This is a genomic window from Candidatus Saccharibacteria bacterium, assembly GCA_016700375.1.
GTDB lineage: Bacteria > Patescibacteriota > Saccharimonadia > Saccharimonadales > UBA4665 > JAGXIT01.
The window spans coordinates 975669-995004 of record CP065016.1 but is presented as its reverse complement, the minus strand read 5'-3'; the positions used below and the strand labels follow the sequence as shown (position 1 = coordinate 995004).

The window sequence follows — 19336 nt, the reverse complement described above, 5'->3', positions numbered from 1 at the left end:
CCTCACTTTTCTTTACGTTAATTGTAGCGCGATTGACTGCAATGGTCTAGGTGAATTCAATGTTATCGGACCTGAATGTAGGCATTTCTAAACTGTGGGTCATCTACGCCGTTACCCTGTTTGCACATTATGCGAAGATATACGTCTGACTTGGCAGCGCCCGTTACGGCTGTCCAGGCTGAACTTTTCAATTCAGCCGTACCGCTTACATCCACTTCTGGACCGGTAGCTCCGTCTAAGTTAGCATACGTGCCTGTTTGGGTCGTAGCATATTGGACGCGACAATCGGCTCCTGCCGTTACTGCCCCCGCCATGCGACTTATGCCGAACCGAAACTCACTGGCACGAGTTAAATCTACTTGTAATCGTATAGGTGTATTCAAGAACTGTGTCTCCGCTGCGGGCATATTGGTCCACGTCTCTAGACCTGCCGCAAATGCGTATTCGTTATAGGCGGCAGGCACACAATCAACCCATGCGGTCCCCTGATAGCACCGGAATTTATTATTTGTTATATTGTAATATATACTGCCAGCTATGCCTGTTGGATCCGAGCCGCTTACTCCGTCGAGTACAAGCAGTACATCGGCTGCATCATCGACGAGTGTCCCAACCTCAACTGTATTCGAGATAGTATCAACCGTGAACATAGGCAAGTTTGCGGCATCTTGAACAACAAACGCATTGGCATTGTCGGCGGAGTTTTTGAAGAGTAGAGTGCCGCTATCGTTTACTGTCAGGACAGCAATACCTGCATCCTGCACCACGAAATCACCCGTGCTATCAAGATTGATGTTGAAAGCATTGGCACCAAGCGCAATAGTTGTTGTCGCGTCAAGGGCCATACTGTCTTTGAATTCGGTAAAGTCGAGGACGTCTGGACTTATGTCTGCGGCCGCAATGGTGCCATCGGTTATTTCGCCTGTTTCGACGCTGGTGCCAATGCTGGAATTGAGCGTCACTGTACCGCCCAAATTTATTGCCCCACCACCAGTCAGACCCGTGCCAGCGCTGACGGTCACATTCGAAAATGCAAGGTCGGCGTTGGCGACCGTGCCATCAACAATCTTCGTGCCATTCACGCTATCGGTCGCAAGCTTAGCCAGCGCCACTGCGCCATCCAGAATTTTTATACCCGTAACACTATCACTGCCCAGATCTATTGCAGCAATTGTTCCGTCTGCAATCTCGCTGCTCGTTATGTCGGTGCCGAGCGTGGCAGCAACGGTAATAGTGTCGGTTGTACCGTTACTGGTAATGCTCACACCGCTACCGTTGGCAAATGTCAATGTATCGGTAGTAGAGTCGGCTGCAGGGTTGCCAGCATCGGGCGTCGCAATAGTAAGGAAGAGGTTTTGCAGCTCGTTAGTCGTGCTGCCATCGACTTCGCTGGTCAGCCCTAAGTCGCTGCCACACATCCACGCGCTGCCATTGTATTTGAAGATTTCGCCGTTCAGACAGCCATTGGCCGCGACATCGGCAAACACAATTGTACCGTTGGTGATTTCACTGCTGTCTATGCTGGCACCAAAGTCGTTCGCAAGGTTGAGCGTGATAGTGCCACCAAGCGATACCGCGCCACCGCCTGTTAGCCCTGTGCCGGCGCTAACTGTGACGCTCGAATTTGCTAGGTCAGTGTTAGCGATTGTGCCGTCTGCAATGTCGGCACTCACAATAGTGCCGTCGACTATTTCGGCAGAGTCTATGCTAGTACCGAGCGTGGCTGCCACCGTAATGGTATCGGTGGTACCATCTCCGGTAATAGTGACGCCGCTGCCTCCGCTAAGGGTGAGTGTATCGGTCGCACTGTCTGCGACCGGACTTGTACCTGAAGAGGCTGCAAAGGTTTCAAACGAATTTATAGACCCCCCAGTTGCGTCTGCCGCACAAGCCCAAGCGCTACCGTTCCACTTCATGATTTGGTTACTTGAGCAACCGTTTTGCGCGATGTTGCTGAATTGGATTGTGGCACTGGCAAGGTCTGTACCAGTAATCGTACCGTTCGTTATTTCGCCGGACTCAATTGTCTGCCCGAGTTTTGTGACATTGCTGCTTAATGCGGCGTCGTCAACCGAACCGGCAGAACTAATGGTGAGCGCATCGGCTATATTTGCGTCGCCGAGCGTGCCGGTGTAGCTCAAGCTGCCAAGAGCAAGTGTCCCACTGCTGAGCGTACCAGTATTGTCGGCATCAAAGATATAGGCTTCAACTGCCGCCTCTGAAAGAGTGGTGTCACTGTCGGTACCACAGACCCAGGCAGAGCCGTTGAACTTGACGATTTCTCCGTTGTTGCAGGAATTGGCAGCGAGTTTTGAAAAAGTCAAAGTTGCGTCATCGATTTCCGCGTTGCTGATTGAAGTACCAAGTGTTGCAGCGATGGTGATAGTATCGGTTGTGCCGTTGCTCGTAATGTTCACACCACTGCCATTTGCTAACGTCAGGCTATCGGTAGTGCTATCGGCAGCCGGATTGTTCGCATCAGGCGTGACGACAGCCTGAAATACGTTTTGCAGCTCGTTCGTCGTGCTGCCATCGACTTCGCTCGTGAGGTAGCCATTGTTACTCACATAGGTATCGACCTGGGCTTCGCTCAGCACAGTGTCAGTGTCGTCGCCGCAGGCCCATACCCCGGCAACACGCTTCACAATCTTGCCGTCTACGCAGCTGAGAGCCGCCAGGGCATCGGTGTTATCAAGGTATCCAGCAAGGTCGATGTTAGTCGGGCTACCAAGACTGGTTATGGTGAGGATATTGCTGCTGAGGTTCAGGTCTTGCAGCTCGTTTGATGTTGAACCATCGACCTCGCTGGTGAGGTAGCCATTGTTACTGACATAGGTGTCAACCTGACCTTCCGTGAGTACGGTGTCAACATCGGCCGCGCAGGCCCAAGCACTGCCGTTCCATTTAGCAATTTGCGTGTTGGAGCAGCTCAGGCTCGCCAGAACATCGGTGTTGTCTAGGTACGGTGTAAGGTCTACGGTACTGGCGTTACCCGTGATTGATACCGTGTTGCCGGTGCGCGAAATGGCCTGGGCGTCGGTGTTGTCTAGCAGATTGCTGAGGTCTTGTGTGTTACCGCCAGAAATGCTCAGTACATGCGTGCCGGTGTTGTAGCTAAGCGTTTGACTATCGGTGTTGTCGAGGTAGCCAGCCAGTGAAACGCTGTTGCCGTTTAGTATGCTGAGATTATTGCTGGCAAGCGAGAGAGTTTGAGCATCAGTGTTCGTATCGACATCTGCCGCGCAGGTCCAGGCGCTGCCGTTCCACTTGGCAATTTGGTTTGTGCTACAGCTGAGGCCTGCCAAGACATCCGTGTTTATACTGGCAATATCTACGCCCGTTCCGCCTGAAATATTCAGGGTAGTCCCCGTAAGGCTCAGGTTTTGACTGTCGGTGTTGATAGGTGCGAGGTCAATGCTGTTGCCACCCGACACCGTAAGTGTTGTACCAGCGAGGCCAAGTGTCTGGGAGTCTGTGTTATCGAGGTAGCTCGCGAGGTCCACGGTGCTCGCGTTACCCGTGATACTCAGAGTGTTACCCGTCTTGCTGATGGCCTGGGCGTCGGTGTTGTCGAGCAGACTTCCAAGGTCAGCCGTGTTGCCGCTGCTAATAGTCAAAATGTGCGTCCCGCTGTTCCAGGTAAGCGTTTGTAGCTCGTTACTCGTGCTGCCGTCGACTTCGCTGGTGAGGTAGCCGTTGTTGTTAGCGTACGCGTCCACTTGAGCTTCGTTGAGCACCGTGTCTACGTCGGCGGCACATGTCCAAGCGCTGCCGTTCCATTTTGGTATTTGGTTATTGGAACAGCTGAGGCCAGCAAGCACATCGGTGTTGTCGAGATAAGCTGCCAAGTTAACCGAACCGCCATTTACCAGAGAGAGCGTGTTGCCACCAAGTGAAAGGGCCTGACTGTCGGTGTTGTCTAGGTAGCCCGAAAGATCAACGGTGCTGGCATTACCAGATATGGAAAGAACGTTACCCGCTTTCGAGATGGCCTGGGCATCAGTGTTGTCGAGGTAGCTGGCGAGCGAAACCGAATTGCCGCCAGATATACTTAGATTATTGCTGGCAAGCGACAGAGTTTGCTGGTCAGTATCGACCGCGGCATTCGCACACACCCAGGCACTGCCGTTCCACTGCGCGACCTGGCCATTACTACAGCTCAGGCTTGCCAGTGTGTCGGTGTTGTCTAGGTAGCCGCTCAGGTCAACGGTACTGGCATTACCCGTAATGCTCAAGGTGTTGCCTGTTTTGGATATAGCTTGTGCGTCGGTGTTGTCGAGTAGGCTGCTTAGGTTTGCCGTATTACCTCCGGCAATAGTTAAAATGGCAGCACCACTGTTCCAGCTTAAAGTCTGTGCGTCGGTGTTGTCGAGGTAGGAAGCGAGGTTCACGGAATTTCCGCCAGACACACTCAAGACATCCGCAACCAGCGAGAGAGATTGAATTTCGTTTGTAATACTGCCGTCGACTTCGCTCGTCAGGTAGCCGTTGTTGTTTGCGTAGGCATCCACTTGAGCCTCATTGAGCACGGTGTCCACATCCGCGGCACACGCCCAGGCACTACCGTTCCACTTGGCAATTTGGTTGGTTGCGCAGCTGAGACCGGCCAGGACATCGGTATTTATGCTCGCAATATTGATTGTGTTACCGCCGCTTACCGAGAGGTTTGTGCCAGCGAGGCTAAGTGTCTGGGCGTCGGTGTTTATGGGGGCAAGGTCAATGCTGTTACCGCCAGATACCGTGAGCGTTGTGCCAGCGAGGCTAAGTGTCTGGGCGTCTGTGTTATCCAGGTAACTGGCTAAGTCGACAGTACTGGCGTTGCCTGTAATGCTAAGGGTATTACCGGTCCTTGAGATTGCTTGGGCGTCGGTATTGTCCAGGTACGGGCTGAGGTCAATCGTGCTTGCACTACCGGTAATCGAAATAGTGTTGCCTGTGCGAGAGATAGCCTGGGCGTCGGTGTTATCGAGCAGGCTTCCAAGGTCGGCGGTATTGCCACTGGATATCGTAAGGATATGGGTGCCGCCATTCCAGCTGAGGCTTTGCAGCTCATTGCTAGTGCTGCCGTCGACTTCGCTAGTGAGATAGCCGTTGTTTGCGACCCATGCGTCAACCTGAGATTCGTTGGTGGTTGTGTCGTTATCTGCCGCACAGGCCCAGTTGCTACCGTTCCATTTTGCAACTTGGTTCACTCCGCAAGCAAGACTTGCCAAAACATCGGTGTTGTCGAGGTACGCGGCCAAGTTAACCGAACCGCCATTTACCAGAGAGAGCGTGTTGCCACCAAGTGAAAGTGCCTGACTGTCGGTGTTGTCGAGGTAGCCGGCCAGCGAGACACTATTGCCATTAAGAATGTTTAAGTTGTTGCCCGCTAGGTTGAGAGTTTGAGCATCTGAACTAGCGGCCGGGGAGGCGCAGCCCCATGCACTACCGTCCCACTGTACGACCTGGCCCACGCTACAGCTTAAGCCCGCCAGAACGTCGGTGTTTATGCTAGCGATATCTACGCCTGCGCCACCAGATATGTTTAGCGTGGTTCCACTGAGGCTTAGGTTTTGACTATCGGTGTTAATGGGTGCAAGGTTTATGCTGTTGCCACCCGAAACGGTGAGGGTTGCGCCGTTCAGACTCAGGGTCTGCGCGTCGGTGTTATCGAGGTAACTTGCAAGGTCTACGGTGGTCGTACTGCCTTCCAGCCCAAGTGTATTGCCAGATTTCGTCAGCGTCTGCCCTCCAGCCGCTACAAGGCTGCCAAGGTCAACAGTATTGCCATTCGAAATAGTCAGGAGATGTAGCTGTTCATCCCAAGATAAGGTTTGGCCATTTACGCCACCACCCGATAGCTGCAAATACGAACCCAGCTGGCCACTCGCCTGTAGCTGCTGAAGGCCGGTTGCAACGGTAAGCGCACTTTGTTTTTGTTGCTCTGAAGAAAGCCGCCCACTACCCTCCCCAAGCCGACGTAGGTTTGAGACCGGGCTACCAAAGTCTGGGAAAAACGTAAACAGTATAAAGAAAACTATGATGGCAGTCGGTACCATGCGGGTAAAAATATACCGCCAGCCATATTCGGCGCGTGTAGCTTTTGTATCTGGTGGAGTATATGCTTGCATGCGAGTTTTACGTGAATGTGTGTGTTAGCAAACGCTGTAAAAAATTATACGCTTATGGCTATTTTTTGCAACAAAAAAACAGAGGTAGTATGTAGTAGAATTTACTTCACTAATTTGTGCGCTACACCGCGGGAGAAAACTGTACTGTCACGCTAAAGGTTTTTGTTTCATTTGGCTGTATTTCAGACGCTGGATTGTCGGAAAGATACCCACTTTCGGTTGGCTCTACACAGATGAAATCGCGTGACGATTCTGACCAGACGGCAAAGAGCGGCAGACCCCCGCCAGAGATTGTCCATGTGCCACGGCTTGTTACAAGCTGCGCTTCTGAGCTAATGCTATCAATTTTGCGGGTGGCGATAAGTTCATCTGCAGCAAGCTGGTGTGCCTGTCCATCTATGACGACCTTTGCTTGCTCTGCGGTTTCGCCAGCAAGTACCGGAAAATACGGATGAAACGCCGGGTTTGCCGTGAATTGCTCTATGCCAATGTTGCGAACTTCGAGTGTTTCTTGCAGGCCATTTTCTAGTAGCTTTATGGCCAGCTCCATGCCGCATCCAGCATAGACAGGCGATAGGCCGTCCACCTGGGACGCTGGATTATCAAGGGTGAGTTTCACCTGGGACTCAGTTTGGTCGGATATTTCCCACTGGCAATTCCGGGCAAAACCATGCTGGTTAAGCCCAACCGTTTCACCGGGTCCAAATATGGGCGCGCACAGCGGAATACCACCGCGGTTTTTACCACTGGGCATATCCCGCCGAGCGAACAGCAAGTCCATCCCATCTGCAGTAGTCCACGACTCCACAAATGCCCCGTCGGCATTCACGACAGCATGAAATCCATTCGGGTGTTGTATGTCAATCATTTCCTAATATTCGAGTTGGACGCCGGTTTGTTTAGCGATTTTTTCAATCCAACGTTCCATACGGGCAATTTGAGCGTCCCGAGCATGGTTGTCTGTTTCGATATCATCGAGCCGTTTTAGGAACGCATCAAGCGTATTATTGAGGCGCTCAAAATTTTCTTCTAGCTTGTCAACGCGAGCTTCGAGTCGATCAAACCTTTCATCAACTCGCTCCATAAATGCGTCGAGTACACTTGCAATATCATGGACTATCTTCCCATGCAAATCTTGGCCAAACACATCGAGATCGGCCTTTGTGACGTAATCGTCGTGAACAACAGATTTCGCGCTCATACTGCTTACTATTATACCCTACTTCGCAAATTCGATGGCGCGAGTTTCACGGATGACGTTGACCTTTATGGTGCCTGGGTAGTTCATGCTGCTCTCTATTTTGGTAGCAATGTCGCGAGCAAGACGGATGGCACTGAGGTCGTCAATTTGCTGTGGCTTAACAAACACACGGACTTCACGACCGGCGCTGATGGCGTAGGATTTCTCTATACCGTTAAAGCCATTGGCAATGTTCTCTAGCTCCTTCATGCGCTCGGCAAAGTTTTCGGCCGAAATGTTGCGTGCACCTGGTCGGGCGGCAGATACTGCGTCGCATACACGTACGATTACCGCCTCCAGGCTCGTCGCCTCCATGTCATCATGGTGTTGTTCGGCAGCAAGCGCAACTTCTTCTGGCGCACCATACTTGCGAAGCATTTCGCCAGATATATGGTGGTGCTTGCCTTCCATTTTGTGGGTAAGCGCCTTGCCGACGTCGTGAAACAATGTCGCGTACTTTGTAGTAGTTGCATTAGCACCGAGTTCTTCGGCGAGCATGCCGGCCATGTGCGCCATCTCGGTGGAATGTTTAAGGACGTTTTGGCCGTAACTGGTGCGGAAGCGCAGTTCGCCGAGCATATGCAAAAGCTCTTTTGGCACGCCTATGACGCCAACTTCACGGGCAGCGTCTTCACCGGCGCGGACAACGTCTTTTTCAACGTTTTTCTGAGCTTTTTCGACAACTTCTTCGATGCGCCCTGGGTGAACCCGGCCGTCTTTAAGAAGCAGTTCGAGCGCCTGACGAGCGACCTCGCGGCGTACAGGGTCAAAACAACTAAGGACAATGTAGCCCGGGGTGTCATCGACCATTATGTCGACACCTGTTGCCTTCTGTAGCGCCTGGATGTTGCGGCCTTCTTTGCCGATAATTCGGCCCTTCATTTCCTCATCTTCTAGCTTCACGCTCGTCAGGGTACGCTCGGCCGTTACCTCACTCGCCATACGTTCCATGGCGGTGACCAGCAGCAGACCTGCTGACTCCTCGGCGTTGTCACGGGCTTCGTTTTGTAGCTTGGCAACAAGACCCATCAGGTCGTTGCGGATATCGCGCTCGGTCATCTGCATGAGCTTTTCGGCTGCATCGGCTTTGCTAAGCTTGGCAATCTTCTCAAGCTTTTCCTGCTGTTTTACGCGAATATCACGAATCTCGTTTTTGAGCGACTCTACTTCGTCCTCACCAGTGCGCAGTTTTTCACTGCGCTTGTCGAGTTCGTCGAGTTTTTTGTCGAGCGTCGTCTCACGCTGGACCAGTCGGTTTTCGAGGTCTTTCAGTTCGTTGCGGCGCGTTTGTTCTTCTTTGCGCGCCTGGTCGGCGACTTTGCGAGCGTCTTCACGTGCTTCATCGACAAGCTTGTCGGCTTCTTTTTTCGCCTTTGCCAACTCCTTGGCCGCCTTGTCATCTGCCTCGGCAGATTTCTTTTTACTGAGGTATGTGCTGCTGCCATAGCCAAGGCCAAGCCCTGCTACCGCGAGCAAAATGGTAATTGGATCCATGATCTCCCTTTCGTTCGGCCGGGCTTTACACGCAGCAATCGCTATCACTTCTCTAGCTACGACGTATCAACCCACCAAATTTCAACATAAAATTAACAATAGGTGGCTTCTCCCGAAAACTCCTTGAGATGCCTCCCTAAATAATACGCCGGTTCATTGCACCACGTCAATTACTGCATGACAGCACGAACAAGCACGCGCTGCTTTAGCGAAAATGTCCCGGGGACTTGACTACCCGCACAGGTAATCAGCGTCAACCCCGGCTTCGCAGTATCGGCCGAGACAATCATGCTCCCCATATCAACCTGCTCTTTGTCTACAACTTTTACATCAACTACTTTGTAGGTAAATACTTGTCCATCACCACGCTTGACCGAGATATCATCACCGCCACTGAGCTTAGTTAGGTCGTGGAAGATACCGCGCGTCGCTCCAATACCCGAGTGCCCATCGATTAGCATAGCCCCATTTTCACCTGGTTGCGAAGACCCATTGTACCAGCCCGCGTCGTAAATACCATACGGAGCCTGAAGCTCATTTTTCCGGTCAACACCCATAGGCAAGACTCGAGCGTGGACTTTCAGTTTTGGAATATCAACATAACGCGGCCTCAACGGAGACACCGCGTAGTTCCGAATAGTAGCGGCAGAAGGTTTTTCAGTCGAAGGCGGTACCGTTTCATCAGTACTACCTGTTGCGTCGCCCTTTACTTGTGCCTTATTCTGAAGTGTCTTTACCTGCACGGCAACCTGTTTGTTGGCAATAAAGCCGCCCAAGCTTACATATAAGCCAAAGCCAAACACCACGGCTGCAGCAAAATACATTATTGTCTGTTTTCGCAGGAGCGCCCTTAGCGGACGACGCTTCTTTCCTCTTGCTCGCTTTGTGGCGTAGACATCTTGACGGGGCTGGATTGTTGCAGCGGGTTGGGCGCCATGATGCCTCATATGTTTTGGCTTAACGTCCATGTATTGCCGCGGGGCGGACGTTTTAACAGAGGTTTTGTGCGACGCTTTTGGCGAAAGAGGCTGTCTTCGGACAGTAGCAATATCTTGGATGGTCCGCGACTGCACTGGTCGCGGCACATAGGAAACACTACGGCGCTTGTACCGTAGTGTTCCTGCAAAAACCTGGTTGTCGAGCGTCAAGCGCGCGTCGGACATGCGAGTATATCCTTAGTACTTTGTTGTTTATTTGCGTCGGCGAGTTGTGTGCGCGCGGGCATGAGCAGGGCGAGTTTTGCGAGCCATGCCAAGTAGCAGCAGTGCCGCACCAGCGGTAGCACCGAGCGTTAGAAGTGGGTTAGCAGACACAAGCGCAAAGCCCGTATCTGGAGCTGTTGGCTGATTCTGTACAGTTAACACCACGTCGTTGCCATCACCACCCTTGTACGATATCTTGAACACCACACCATTTTGCGTAAATGTTGCACCCTCAGGTAGATCTTTGAATACGCCCTGTACGGCTTGTGTGCCTTGGTTGTCAATAATGGTAAATGTTTGGCCTTGTTTTGGCGTATAACCATTGAAGCGCGTGGTTGCAAGCACTGATGTAGAAGTCCCATTTTGGTCGAGAGCAACAGTTGGGTAAGTTGCTGTCTTGTTGGTGACTTTTATCTGATCATAGCCAGTACATGGATCTGCGCCGCCAAGTTCAAACTGGTATTCACCCTGTATGTTCAGTGTGTCTACCGAGATACAACCTGGACTATTGCCTGGCGCGACACGGCCACCCTCGGCAACAGACAGACCTTCTGTTAATGTGCCCGTGCCCTTTAGTGTGCCGCCAGGTTGAACATACACGCTAACACGCTGCCCGTTTAGCGTCGCTGTTTCATTTGACACGACCGTTACATAATCAGTGGTAGTGCCGTCTAGCGCCGTGACTTTAACTGGGTTTGTCTGCGAGCCACTTGGCGTAGCTGATGTGTTACTTGTAGCGTTGTTTGTGAATGTACCAGTCGAGTTTGTAAGTTTTGTGAGTGACTTCCCAGCACCGGTGATGGTTCCGGTGAAGCTAACTGCAACTTTACCACCCACATAAACTTCGGTATCAGAAAGCAGTGTCACTGCACTCGACCACGTTCTGTTTGAGGCGAGGGCAGCGGATGTATCTGGATCCGTATCTGGACTAAAGCTGACGCTAGGATTATCCGTAGCACTACCGCCTCCAAACGTCATGGGTTTTGAGTAGTCAGTAAGGCTCATTGTAGCTCCGTTTTCCACGGTTACAGAGCCATATGTCATGTTGTTCAAGTCGTTATTTACGACACCCACACCGCTAGAGCCAATCCCACCTGACTGGCATCCGGTCGCGGTAGTTATACCTTCCCAACCAAGTGGACTTGCCACTGTCACGCTCCCAGCCGAGCTTCCGCTAGCGAAAGATGAAATGGCATTTCCGTACATACTGCTTATGGTCAATTTCCCTGGAGTAACTAGCTTGTACGGTGCCCAGCCAAGTGCCTCGCCATACATACTCAGGTCACCTGCTCCGGTAACAGATGTCGGGCTGACTGATGGAATGCTTACGCTGCAGGTCGATGCTTTCTCCATCGTAATTGCCGCCCCAGCAACAAAAGCTAGTTTGTCAACGGTGTAGCCAGAGAAGTTACTACCCCGAGGAACCACGACAGATACAAGTCCACCCAAGTCAACATTCAAGTCATTGGTTAACGCAACGTTTGAAGCTTGCATTTGATCAAAGCGAATGATATCCCCCGCCAGCGGGGCGCCTCCGCCGCAGCCCGACCAATTTGTGGCCGTACTGAATTTGTTGTCGCCGGCTGTGCCAGTCCATGTACAGGTTTGTACTGCGGCGTGGGCGACGCCGGTGAAACCGAGGGTGAGCAGCGATGACAGTGAGAGCACTGCCGCACTTGTGCCCGAAATAACTCGTTTAAGACGATTCATTGTAGTTCCTTTTGTAGTTTTTATTTGGTATTCCTGAATATGTATATACTCCATGCCTAACCGAAACACAAGCACTTTGGCACATTTTCTGTGGAAAACCGGCCTCTTATTTCTTTTGGGGGGTTATGTGTACGGGTGCGCCGTAGTGGGGCACAGCTACACGGTCATTTTCACCGCGGATTAGCCTTTCCACCCCTGTTTCAATCCACCTGGGATTTTGAGTGGCTACAATCGGAACATTGAGCCCTTGCGCCAGTGCGTTCGCAACCGTAAGGCCTATTCGAAGTCCCGTAAAACTACCCGGCCCCTGAAACACCACTATGCTCTTAATGTCATGCCAATCTTTATCCTGGCCGTCTAGCATGGTCTTCACCCTAGCGTGAATTGTCTCTGCCAATTGCCGGTGTGCCGTCCAGGTTTCATAAGCCAGTTGGGTTGCGTCATCGTACAGTCCAATCTCTGCCTCGGGGTTATCTGTTCTGAGTGTGAATATCAACATACTGAGCGTATATTAGCGCCCAGTACCACTAGATGCCGGGGCACTGCTGCACGTCGTGTCGGGCACAATGTACAAGGTCACGCTCCGAGCCAGGCGCTTCGCTATGGTATCGTTCTCCGAGCCTGCCCATGCGCCACCCGCGTAGGTCGAAATGTTTGTTGATTTCATGACTTCAATTCTGTCGGCTGGAACACCATTACTAACAAGCCTAGACTTAATCTTTTCTGAGCGTTGGGTTCCAAATGCCAGGTCTGCCGGTGCAGTTGTAGCGACAACACCTTCAAGTTTGATAGTAAATTCTTTGTCACTGTTTGTTTTATAGAAATCAGCAAACGACTTTACCATGACATCAGCATTGTAGCCTGCGTAATCATTCTGTGTATCAAAATTCAGGCTATCCGGTAAGAAGTAGGCGGGACGGTTGTAGTATGAGCTTATCAGATCTTGCTGGGACGAATAGTCTATTGATCCAGAACCATTGCCACCATTATTGGCGTTCACAATGGTATCAAAGTCTGATTTGGCTAAACACGTGGATTTTGAGCTTGGTTCTGTGGCTGTTATATCTGTGTCGCCACTTTCGGTAGTTTTTGTCGAACTATTCCCGGGCACCAAAGATAGCTCTTTCGCGCTAAATACAAAGCTTGAAACAACCCGTTTCCCATCTTCTTTGCCAGTGGTGACTCGCGCGTATTTTGTGTCTCCGCCAGACAGATCAAACAGATAATAACTCTCGCCCGAACTATTAAACTGCTGTTTGTTCAGCTTGGATTTTTCACCTTTTAGCTTCGCACCAGCACTGGTAAGAAATGCCTTCGTACTATTGTCGCCCGTTTGCTCAACCGCCTTGTCTATGTTGCCCTCGGTCACGTTGTTCATAAAGGCCTGCGCAAGTGCCCGTGACTGCATTTTTGGAGATATCACTACAAAAAACATGATTGCCGCAATTAGCAGTACAACAACCCCCGCAATCAGGCCTATAATCAGCCCCGTGTTGCTATTATGAGCGGGCTGGATTGGAGCGATTGGGGCACTCGGACTTACCGGACTTGGTTCGGGGGGCACTATCGCCACAGATGCTTGTGGGGTTACCTGCACAGGCGGTTGACTTGATCCGTTAGTATTTGGGTCCATTTTCCCTCCTCTTATGATTCCTTTTATGCTCCTATTGTATCACTTCGCTAAAATTCACGCTCTCAGCGCTGACCCACACTCACTTTTTACTCCTGTGTCATCCCGACCGGAGTGGAGGGATCTCGTTAGGCGTACATCAGACGGGATCTTTCGGCTTCGCTCAAGATGACATTCAAAAAGTGAGTGTGGGTCAGCTCTCAGCGTGGAAACAAATACGAGAACTTTGTCGAAAATGCGCAATCGATGATCCGTTCTGCTTCTCCAGCCGCGCTTATCGTGATGGTGGTGCGATTTTTGGGCAGTACCTCACGTACAACATCACTCCATTCCACGATCACGACAGTCAAGGGATCACTCAGATACTCCCGAAGCTCATCTACTATGATGCCGGGGTCATCAAGCCTATAAAAGTCGAAGTGAAAGATATTAAGTTTGGGGGCATCATATTGGCGAACAACAGTAAATGTGGGGCTTGCTACCCTGTCGGGGCTGCCAGCTCCACGTACTAGCCCACGTGTGAATGTCGTTTTGCCGCCACCAAGGTCGCTCACGAGCTCAATCACCTCGCCACCCTTCAGCCGCGCACCAATGCGTTCACCAAGCGCTTCAGTGTCTTCGGAGCTTCGCGAATGCATTTGCCAAGTCTTTTCGGTAGACATATGCTCCATATCCTACCGCGCATGCGGCTACCAGGGCAAGTACGCCTGGGTGTACTGCTGTGGGTTTTGGCAGCGCACTAACCTGTTTCGCAGGTGTTGTTGCGGTGTCTTTTGCCTTTGCGGTAGTTGCCTTGCTTGGTTTCTTTGACGTAGTAGTGGCAGGCTTTACCTTAGCGGCTGCACTTGTTTTCACCACCTTCTTGATAGCCGAGGCTGGTAGGGAAATTGGCTGGGCAATAATGTTGGTAGCGGCCTCCGTTGGCTTTGTTGTCCAGTACCACGCCCCGTTCGCCAGTGCCCATGCTTGACCGTCTGGAGCTGAATCGTACGGGTCTGACTGCGCAACAACCGCGCCAGAGCCATCCAGTACAGCTGCCTGTCCACTTGTGTTACTCATGCTCAAGCCTGTTTGGCTGGCATAAAAAGCCCGGAAACTCTTCGGCGCCATTGTCACGCCGGAAGGAAATAGGTAGGAATGCTTCGTCGCAAGACCTGTTTGAAGCGTAAAGCCAGAAAGATAGAACGGGGCATCATTCGAATTATAGAGTTCAATATATTCGTCCGTACTGTCCGTGCCCGTGCCAGCTGGGTTCGGCAGCAGCTCGGTAATGAGCGGTGGCGCAAGCCCGGCATTATCACCTGGGATAGCAGTTTCATCAGGGGTGGTCTCAACTTCATTTATGTTTTCGATGATTGCCGGAGGCTCTACGGCTGCCTGCACCCATTCGACTGTTTCAGCCGGTACGGTACTACCGAGCGGCGCAAGCATCAGCGTGCAGCCCGCCAGATTCCCAACGCGCCAAGGGTTTGCAAGACTAGGGTCGTGGTACCAAAGGGCGTATGTCATGCTTGCAGTTTCTTTCCGTAGGTCAAGAGCTGCAGTTGTCGTTCCCGTGACGCCAGGTTTTGCCCAGTTTACGCTGTCTACTGTAGTGAATGTACTCGAAAGACCGCTACTTTGGAGCCGACGTACCACAAATGTCCCCTTTGTATCTGCCAGCGAGACTGAGAGTTTTGTAACTAGCACCGCGTCGCAGGTAGCACCACCGTCGCTCGTCATGAGTAGTGCCTGACCAGCCGCTAGTGACCGAGCGGGAAGTTGTTGTGATGGCACAATAGCTCCTGGGTTTGCTGTGTCGCTGCCCGTATAACCAACCCAGTACTCACTAAGGTCGGTAATATCGGCCGTAGCTTGCAGTACAACCAGTTCTTCTCCGGTAATTTTTATCTCGCGAATAACGAGTGGCGGCACCACTACCGTTTCTGCTTGAACTTTTAACGGTACGAAGCTTAACGTTATTATTATTCCCACCCTGAGGATTGTACTCAGGTATTTCATAGTTAGTTCCCAGTCTATGCCCCTCAAAAAACCTATTGCAAGCACAGGCACAATAAAATATGTTTGTTATTTACAACATGTTTCGTCTTGAACCAATCTGCAACGGGATGATTATAGTAAATATTCCACACTTTTTATTCGGGCGAGCAAAAAGTGTGGAATCTAGCGTTGTCACGTAGATGATATATTCACACTTCCCTCAGTATGCAGGCTATTGCAGACACGGTATAATGCTTACTATGTTGAAGCTGAGTGAAAGTCTTACTGGCAGGTCAGTCATGAGCCTCAGAACGGGCCAGGCTGTCGGGACAACAACTGCGGCAATATTTAACCCGAACAACCTAAAAATAGAAGGTTTTTACTGTACTGACCGCTTCAGCAAGAAGCAGCTGGTGCTACTCTACCAAGATATCCGTGACATCATCCCGCAAGGTCTCGTCGTCAATGACCATGATGTGTTGGTTGAGGCGCATGAACTTGTACGGCTGAAGAAGGTGATGGACATAGGCTTTGAGCTCATTGGCAAACAGGTTGTAACTCTCAGTAAGCAGCGGCTCGGAAAAGTGTCTGATTACTCTGTCGAAGTAGAAACTATGTACGTACAGAAGCTCTACGTTTCGCAAGGGCTATTGAAGGGCCTAACGAAGGGTAACCTTGCCGTAGACCGTTCGCAAATAAATGAGATTACCGACAAAAAAATCATTGTAAATGACCTCCTCGATTCTGCGACCGTTCCTGCCGGCGCCGCCGCCTAGTTTTTGATATCTTCTAAACATAGTTGCTAATATAGATATTTTGTGTTATGATTTATATATGATTCGTTTGCCCTCCGCGCCCCAGGGCTCAGAGCCACAACCCGCAGGACAAATTACCTTGGAAAGTTTGCGGGATAAGTTTTCTCTGCCTGGCTTTACCGTCATCGAGGATACTGTCAGACAATACGAAACGTCAATCGAAGATATCCTTACTCCCGACACAACACAAGCGTCTTCTGTTACCGAGGTTGCACAGTCGCCATTTATCCTGTGCGGTGAAGACTGGCGCCAAGAATGTCAGGCGCTTCACGTAGACGCAGAAAGAAGTTTGGACAAAATAAAGAATGATGCTAAGCGAGTTGTCAGAGATGAGTTCGCTGCTTGTGGTATATACTTACCCGCCGAAGGCGGAGAAATACCAGAGGCATTGGCTGAAGCCGTGCAGGTATTTGAAAGAGCCGTTCAGCAGCTTCAGAACAGTGGTACTGCCATTTCAAGCGAGCTCAATACAATGCGCAGTAGATATCTTTGGCTTGTGGACTCATTTTTGGGAGACCCCTTACTCCCTGAGGATATTTCCGCGCGCATGCAAGAAAAGCTACAGCAAAAGCTTGCAAAGTTTGCGTTACACGATACTGCACCTCCCCAACCTCCGAGATGGCAAATCTTCAAACGAGCAGATTACACCGATCAAGCGAAAAAACAGGCTGGGTACCTTCGGAGTCGTTTGGGTAACGAAGCCTTGCCAACACCACAACACGTACTGGACGACTATTTCAAGAGTGTTCGGGGCGTACATATGAGAAGTGTTTACGGATACCGGCCGATGGTACTCGACAGAGGTTTTGAATCGGACGATACAAGCCAGATAGATAGCTTCCAGCGAGAGCATTATGATGCCTTTGGCGGCGAATACCTCATCGCGCTGACCCCCAGCGAATGGGCTGAAAGAGCAACTAGAACTTCGCTAAATGCAATATTATACAGCGACGACAGTCCGGTGTCTGCTTTTCTAGATGCCGCTGTCGATAAGATTTCTACAAATAAGGAAGATTATTGGCCAAAAGCCGCTGCGACGAGACGTACCACTCGAAAGCAAGCAGCCGCGGGCTATCAGTCAACACATATGCCAGGTAGTTCAAGCCAGGAAGCGGATAGATTGTACTCTCGTGGTAGTGAATTCAATGATGTAGCACCTAAAACCTTCAATAACGATCGGGAGCGATCTGTTTACGACGACATGCTGCTGGTTTTTGACGCAAGGTTGCCGCATGATGCTACGACAGATCTTCGCGATCGGATTAACGGAGTATGTGAGCAACTCATCAAACAACGGCCAGGTTTCATCGCAAAATATAAGCCTGGTGATAAATTATCTCGCCGTAGCATGCTCACAAAGCTGCGAGTAGCAACGCACCCGGATAGAACTTCCGATGGAGATATTTGCGCCATTCTTACAGATTTGCAGAATAGGTTGCGTGAGGAAGAGCAAATAGCTCAAAGCCCTTCTTCATAAAGAACAATCTTAATATCTTGATAGTTGAAGCCTTGGCTGGCTAGGTAGCGTATGAGTTTTTGGGAATCTTGGTAGCGGGTTTGGGTGCGCTTTTTTTCGATGAGAGCGCGGAGGATATCTCGCTCATCAGTTTCGTCCTCCGTAAGAACTGTGGTGATTATGTCATCGGTAATTTTCTTTTGCCGGAGTTCCATTCGCAGCTTTCTGGTGCTTGTTGCTTTAAGGAGTCGCCTGTTCTCGACCCAGCACCGCGCAAACTCCGCATCATCCACCAGCCCTTGTCGCCTTAGCTTTGGGAGGACAGTCCTTCCAAAGTCGTCGCTATAGCCTTTGCGCCGAAAATAGTCGTGCAGTTCACCCTCACTGCGCATGCGACGCGCCACATATGCAAGAGTGAGAGCATAGGCCTTGTCCGTCTGGGATTGCTGTTTTGCCCCTGTTAGCTCCACCTGGGATAGTTCCTGCCCTACCACAAAGCCACTATCCAGCAAACCTTCGGCACTCAAACTAAATGCATATTTGCCATCAACAAAAATGGAGTATCTTCCTTCTCGCTTGACCTGCGTTTTGATGGCCGTAATTTTCATGTTTTGTACAAAAATTCGTTTGTTTCAAGCAACCCGTCAGCAATCTGAGCGGGGTTATTCTGGATGAACGACCCAATCTCTGTCCGGCTAATCCAACGCACGTCGGCCACTTCGTCTTCCTGGAGGGTTAGTGTCGTTTCAGCCGGAATAGCGCCCCGGTAAAGCACTGTAAAGCGATTCAGTTTTCGCCAGTCGTATGAACCATTCGATTTATAGTAGTTGATTTGCTCGAGCTGGGTAACAACCCCAAGCTCTTCATAGAGTTCGCGCTCTGCCGCTGCAAGATATCCCTCGCCCGCGTCGACATGCCCTGCCGCTGCGGTGTCCCAACACCCTGGGTATAGTTCTTTGTCGTCGTGACGTTTCTGGAGCAGGATGTTTCCAGCCGAGTCTTCAAGGGTAATGCGCACAACCCTGTGTCGCAGTCCCTTTTCTTGAGCCTCATCCTTTGTGGTCGTGCCGATTACCGAGTCCTGGTCATCAACGATATCTATATGTTCGTCTCTCATTTACAGGAGTCCATCTCGCCTTAAAACTTCTGTCAGCTGTGTTAGTTTTTCGAATTTCGGCGATGTGCTGATATGTCCGCCTCCCGGGATGGTAATGAAAGTTCCGTCGACATCTCTGCAAAGCTGTTTTGCTTCAGCGTAGTCACAGTATGGATCATCGTCACCGTGGACAAAATAGAATGCCTTGGCACCTTGCTTTATTTTTTCTGGGGTAATTGTTTCAATGAAAAGAGCATCAAACTGGCCGGGTTCATACCATTTAACCTCTTTCAACAGGCGTTCATTCAAAAAAGTGCCGACGAGTACTGCTGCTTTTATTTTGGGAAACCAATCAGAAGCAAGCAAATGCAGGAGGGTTGTGGCGCCGGAAGAATGACCAATGACGATGTTGTCTGAAAAATCCCAACCGGATTGCCGCAGAAACGTATCGTACGCAGAGAGATCTGGCGTATGGCACTCGGGCAACTGCGGGAAAAATACTTCGTAGCCTGCCTGTTCCAGCCGACGCTGCAACCACCCTTGCCACGGCAATCCAGTAGGTGTCCCATCTGTCCCATGTAGTATGACCGCCCTTTTCAC

The 19336-nt window shown here is 50.9% G+C and carries 15 protein-coding genes; 2 read left to right on the top strand and 13 right to left on the bottom strand.

Features of this window, described 5'->3' with window-relative positions:
- Positions 1–62 precede the first annotated feature (62 nt).
- The 10 genes from IPP75_05165 to IPP75_05120 form a co-directional block, all read right to left on the bottom strand.
- The gene (locus tag IPP75_05165; protein QQS69278.1) at positions 63–6113 is read right to left on the bottom strand and encodes a hypothetical protein; all 6051 of its coding nucleotides are present in this window, start codon (positions 6111–6113) and stop codon (positions 63–65) included.
- 121 nt (positions 6114–6234) lie between these two features.
- Positions 6235–6981, bottom strand: a complete 747-nt coding sequence (locus tag IPP75_05160; GenBank protein ID QQS69277.1) for a hypothetical protein — start codon at positions 6979–6981, stop codon at positions 6235–6237.
- Between the two features lie 3 nt (positions 6982–6984).
- A complete protein-coding gene (locus IPP75_05155; protein ID QQS69276.1) occupies positions 6985–7314 on the bottom strand; it encodes a hypothetical protein in 330 nt (109 codons plus the stop codon).
- An 18-nt stretch (positions 7315–7332) separates the two neighbouring features.
- Positions 7333–8847, bottom strand: a complete 1515-nt coding sequence (gene rny, locus IPP75_05150) for a ribonuclease Y (GenBank protein ID QQS69275.1) — start codon at positions 8845–8847, stop codon at positions 7333–7335.
- A 170-nt stretch (positions 8848–9017) separates the two neighbouring features.
- A complete protein-coding gene (locus tag IPP75_05145) occupies positions 9018–10010 on the bottom strand; it encodes a class F sortase (GenBank protein ID QQS69274.1) in 993 nt (330 codons plus the stop codon).
- 27 nt (positions 10011–10037) lie between these two features.
- On the bottom strand, positions 10038–11759 hold the full coding sequence (locus tag IPP75_05140; protein ID QQS69273.1) for a hypothetical protein: 1722 nt from the start codon (positions 11757–11759) through the stop codon (positions 10038–10040).
- A 106-nt stretch (positions 11760–11865) separates the two neighbouring features.
- On the bottom strand, positions 11866–12258 hold the full coding sequence (gene tsaB / locus IPP75_05135) for a tRNA (adenosine(37)-N6)-threonylcarbamoyltransferase complex dimerization subunit type 1 TsaB (GenBank protein QQS69272.1): 393 nt from the start codon (positions 12256–12258) through the stop codon (positions 11866–11868).
- A 12-nt stretch (positions 12259–12270) separates the two neighbouring features.
- Complete coding sequence (locus tag IPP75_05130; GenBank protein ID QQS69271.1) at positions 12271–13392, bottom strand: hypothetical protein; 1122 nt, start codon at positions 13390–13392, stop codon at positions 12271–12273.
- A 197-nt stretch (positions 13393–13589) separates the two neighbouring features.
- Complete coding sequence (gene tsaE / locus IPP75_05125) at positions 13590–14027, bottom strand: tRNA (adenosine(37)-N6)-threonylcarbamoyltransferase complex ATPase subunit type 1 TsaE (GenBank protein QQS70164.1); 438 nt, start codon at positions 14025–14027, stop codon at positions 13590–13592.
- On the bottom strand, positions 13999–15390 hold the full coding sequence (locus tag IPP75_05120; GenBank protein QQS69270.1) for a lamin tail domain-containing protein: 1392 nt from the start codon (positions 15388–15390) through the stop codon (positions 13999–14001). Before IPP75_05120 ends, tsaE begins: the two co-directional genes overlap by 29 nt.
- Positions 15391–15629: 239 nt before the next feature.
- Here IPP75_05120 and IPP75_05115 point away from each other — a divergent pair, with 239 nt between their 5' ends.
- Together IPP75_05115 and IPP75_05110 are read left to right on the top strand one after the other, a co-directional pair.
- Positions 15630–16145, top strand: coding sequence for a PRC-barrel domain-containing protein (locus tag IPP75_05115; protein ID QQS69269.1), 516 nt, complete (start codon positions 15630–15632; stop codon positions 16143–16145).
- 58 nt (positions 16146–16203) lie between these two features.
- The gene (locus IPP75_05110) at positions 16204–17661 is read left to right on the top strand and encodes a hypothetical protein (protein QQS69268.1); all 1458 of its coding nucleotides are present in this window, start codon (positions 16204–16206) and stop codon (positions 17659–17661) included.
- On the opposite strand, the gene IPP75_05105 is transcribed toward IPP75_05110, so the two are convergent.
- The 3 genes from IPP75_05105 to IPP75_05095 are packed head-to-tail and all read right to left on the bottom strand — an operon-like array spanning position 17643 to position 19336.
- Positions 17643–18248: a RecX family transcriptional regulator gene (locus IPP75_05105; protein ID QQS69267.1), complete on the bottom strand. Its 606-nt coding sequence runs from the start codon at positions 18246–18248 to the stop codon at positions 17643–17645. The two genes, IPP75_05110 and IPP75_05105, sit on opposite strands and share 19 nt — an antisense overlap.
- Positions 18245–18757: an NUDIX domain-containing protein gene (locus tag IPP75_05100; protein QQS69266.1), complete on the bottom strand. Its 513-nt coding sequence runs from the start codon at positions 18755–18757 to the stop codon at positions 18245–18247. The genes IPP75_05105 and IPP75_05100 overlap by 4 nt, the downstream gene beginning before the upstream one ends.
- Entirely contained in the window at positions 18758–19336 is a 579-nt protein-coding gene (locus tag IPP75_05095) for an alpha/beta hydrolase (GenBank protein QQS69265.1), read from the bottom strand.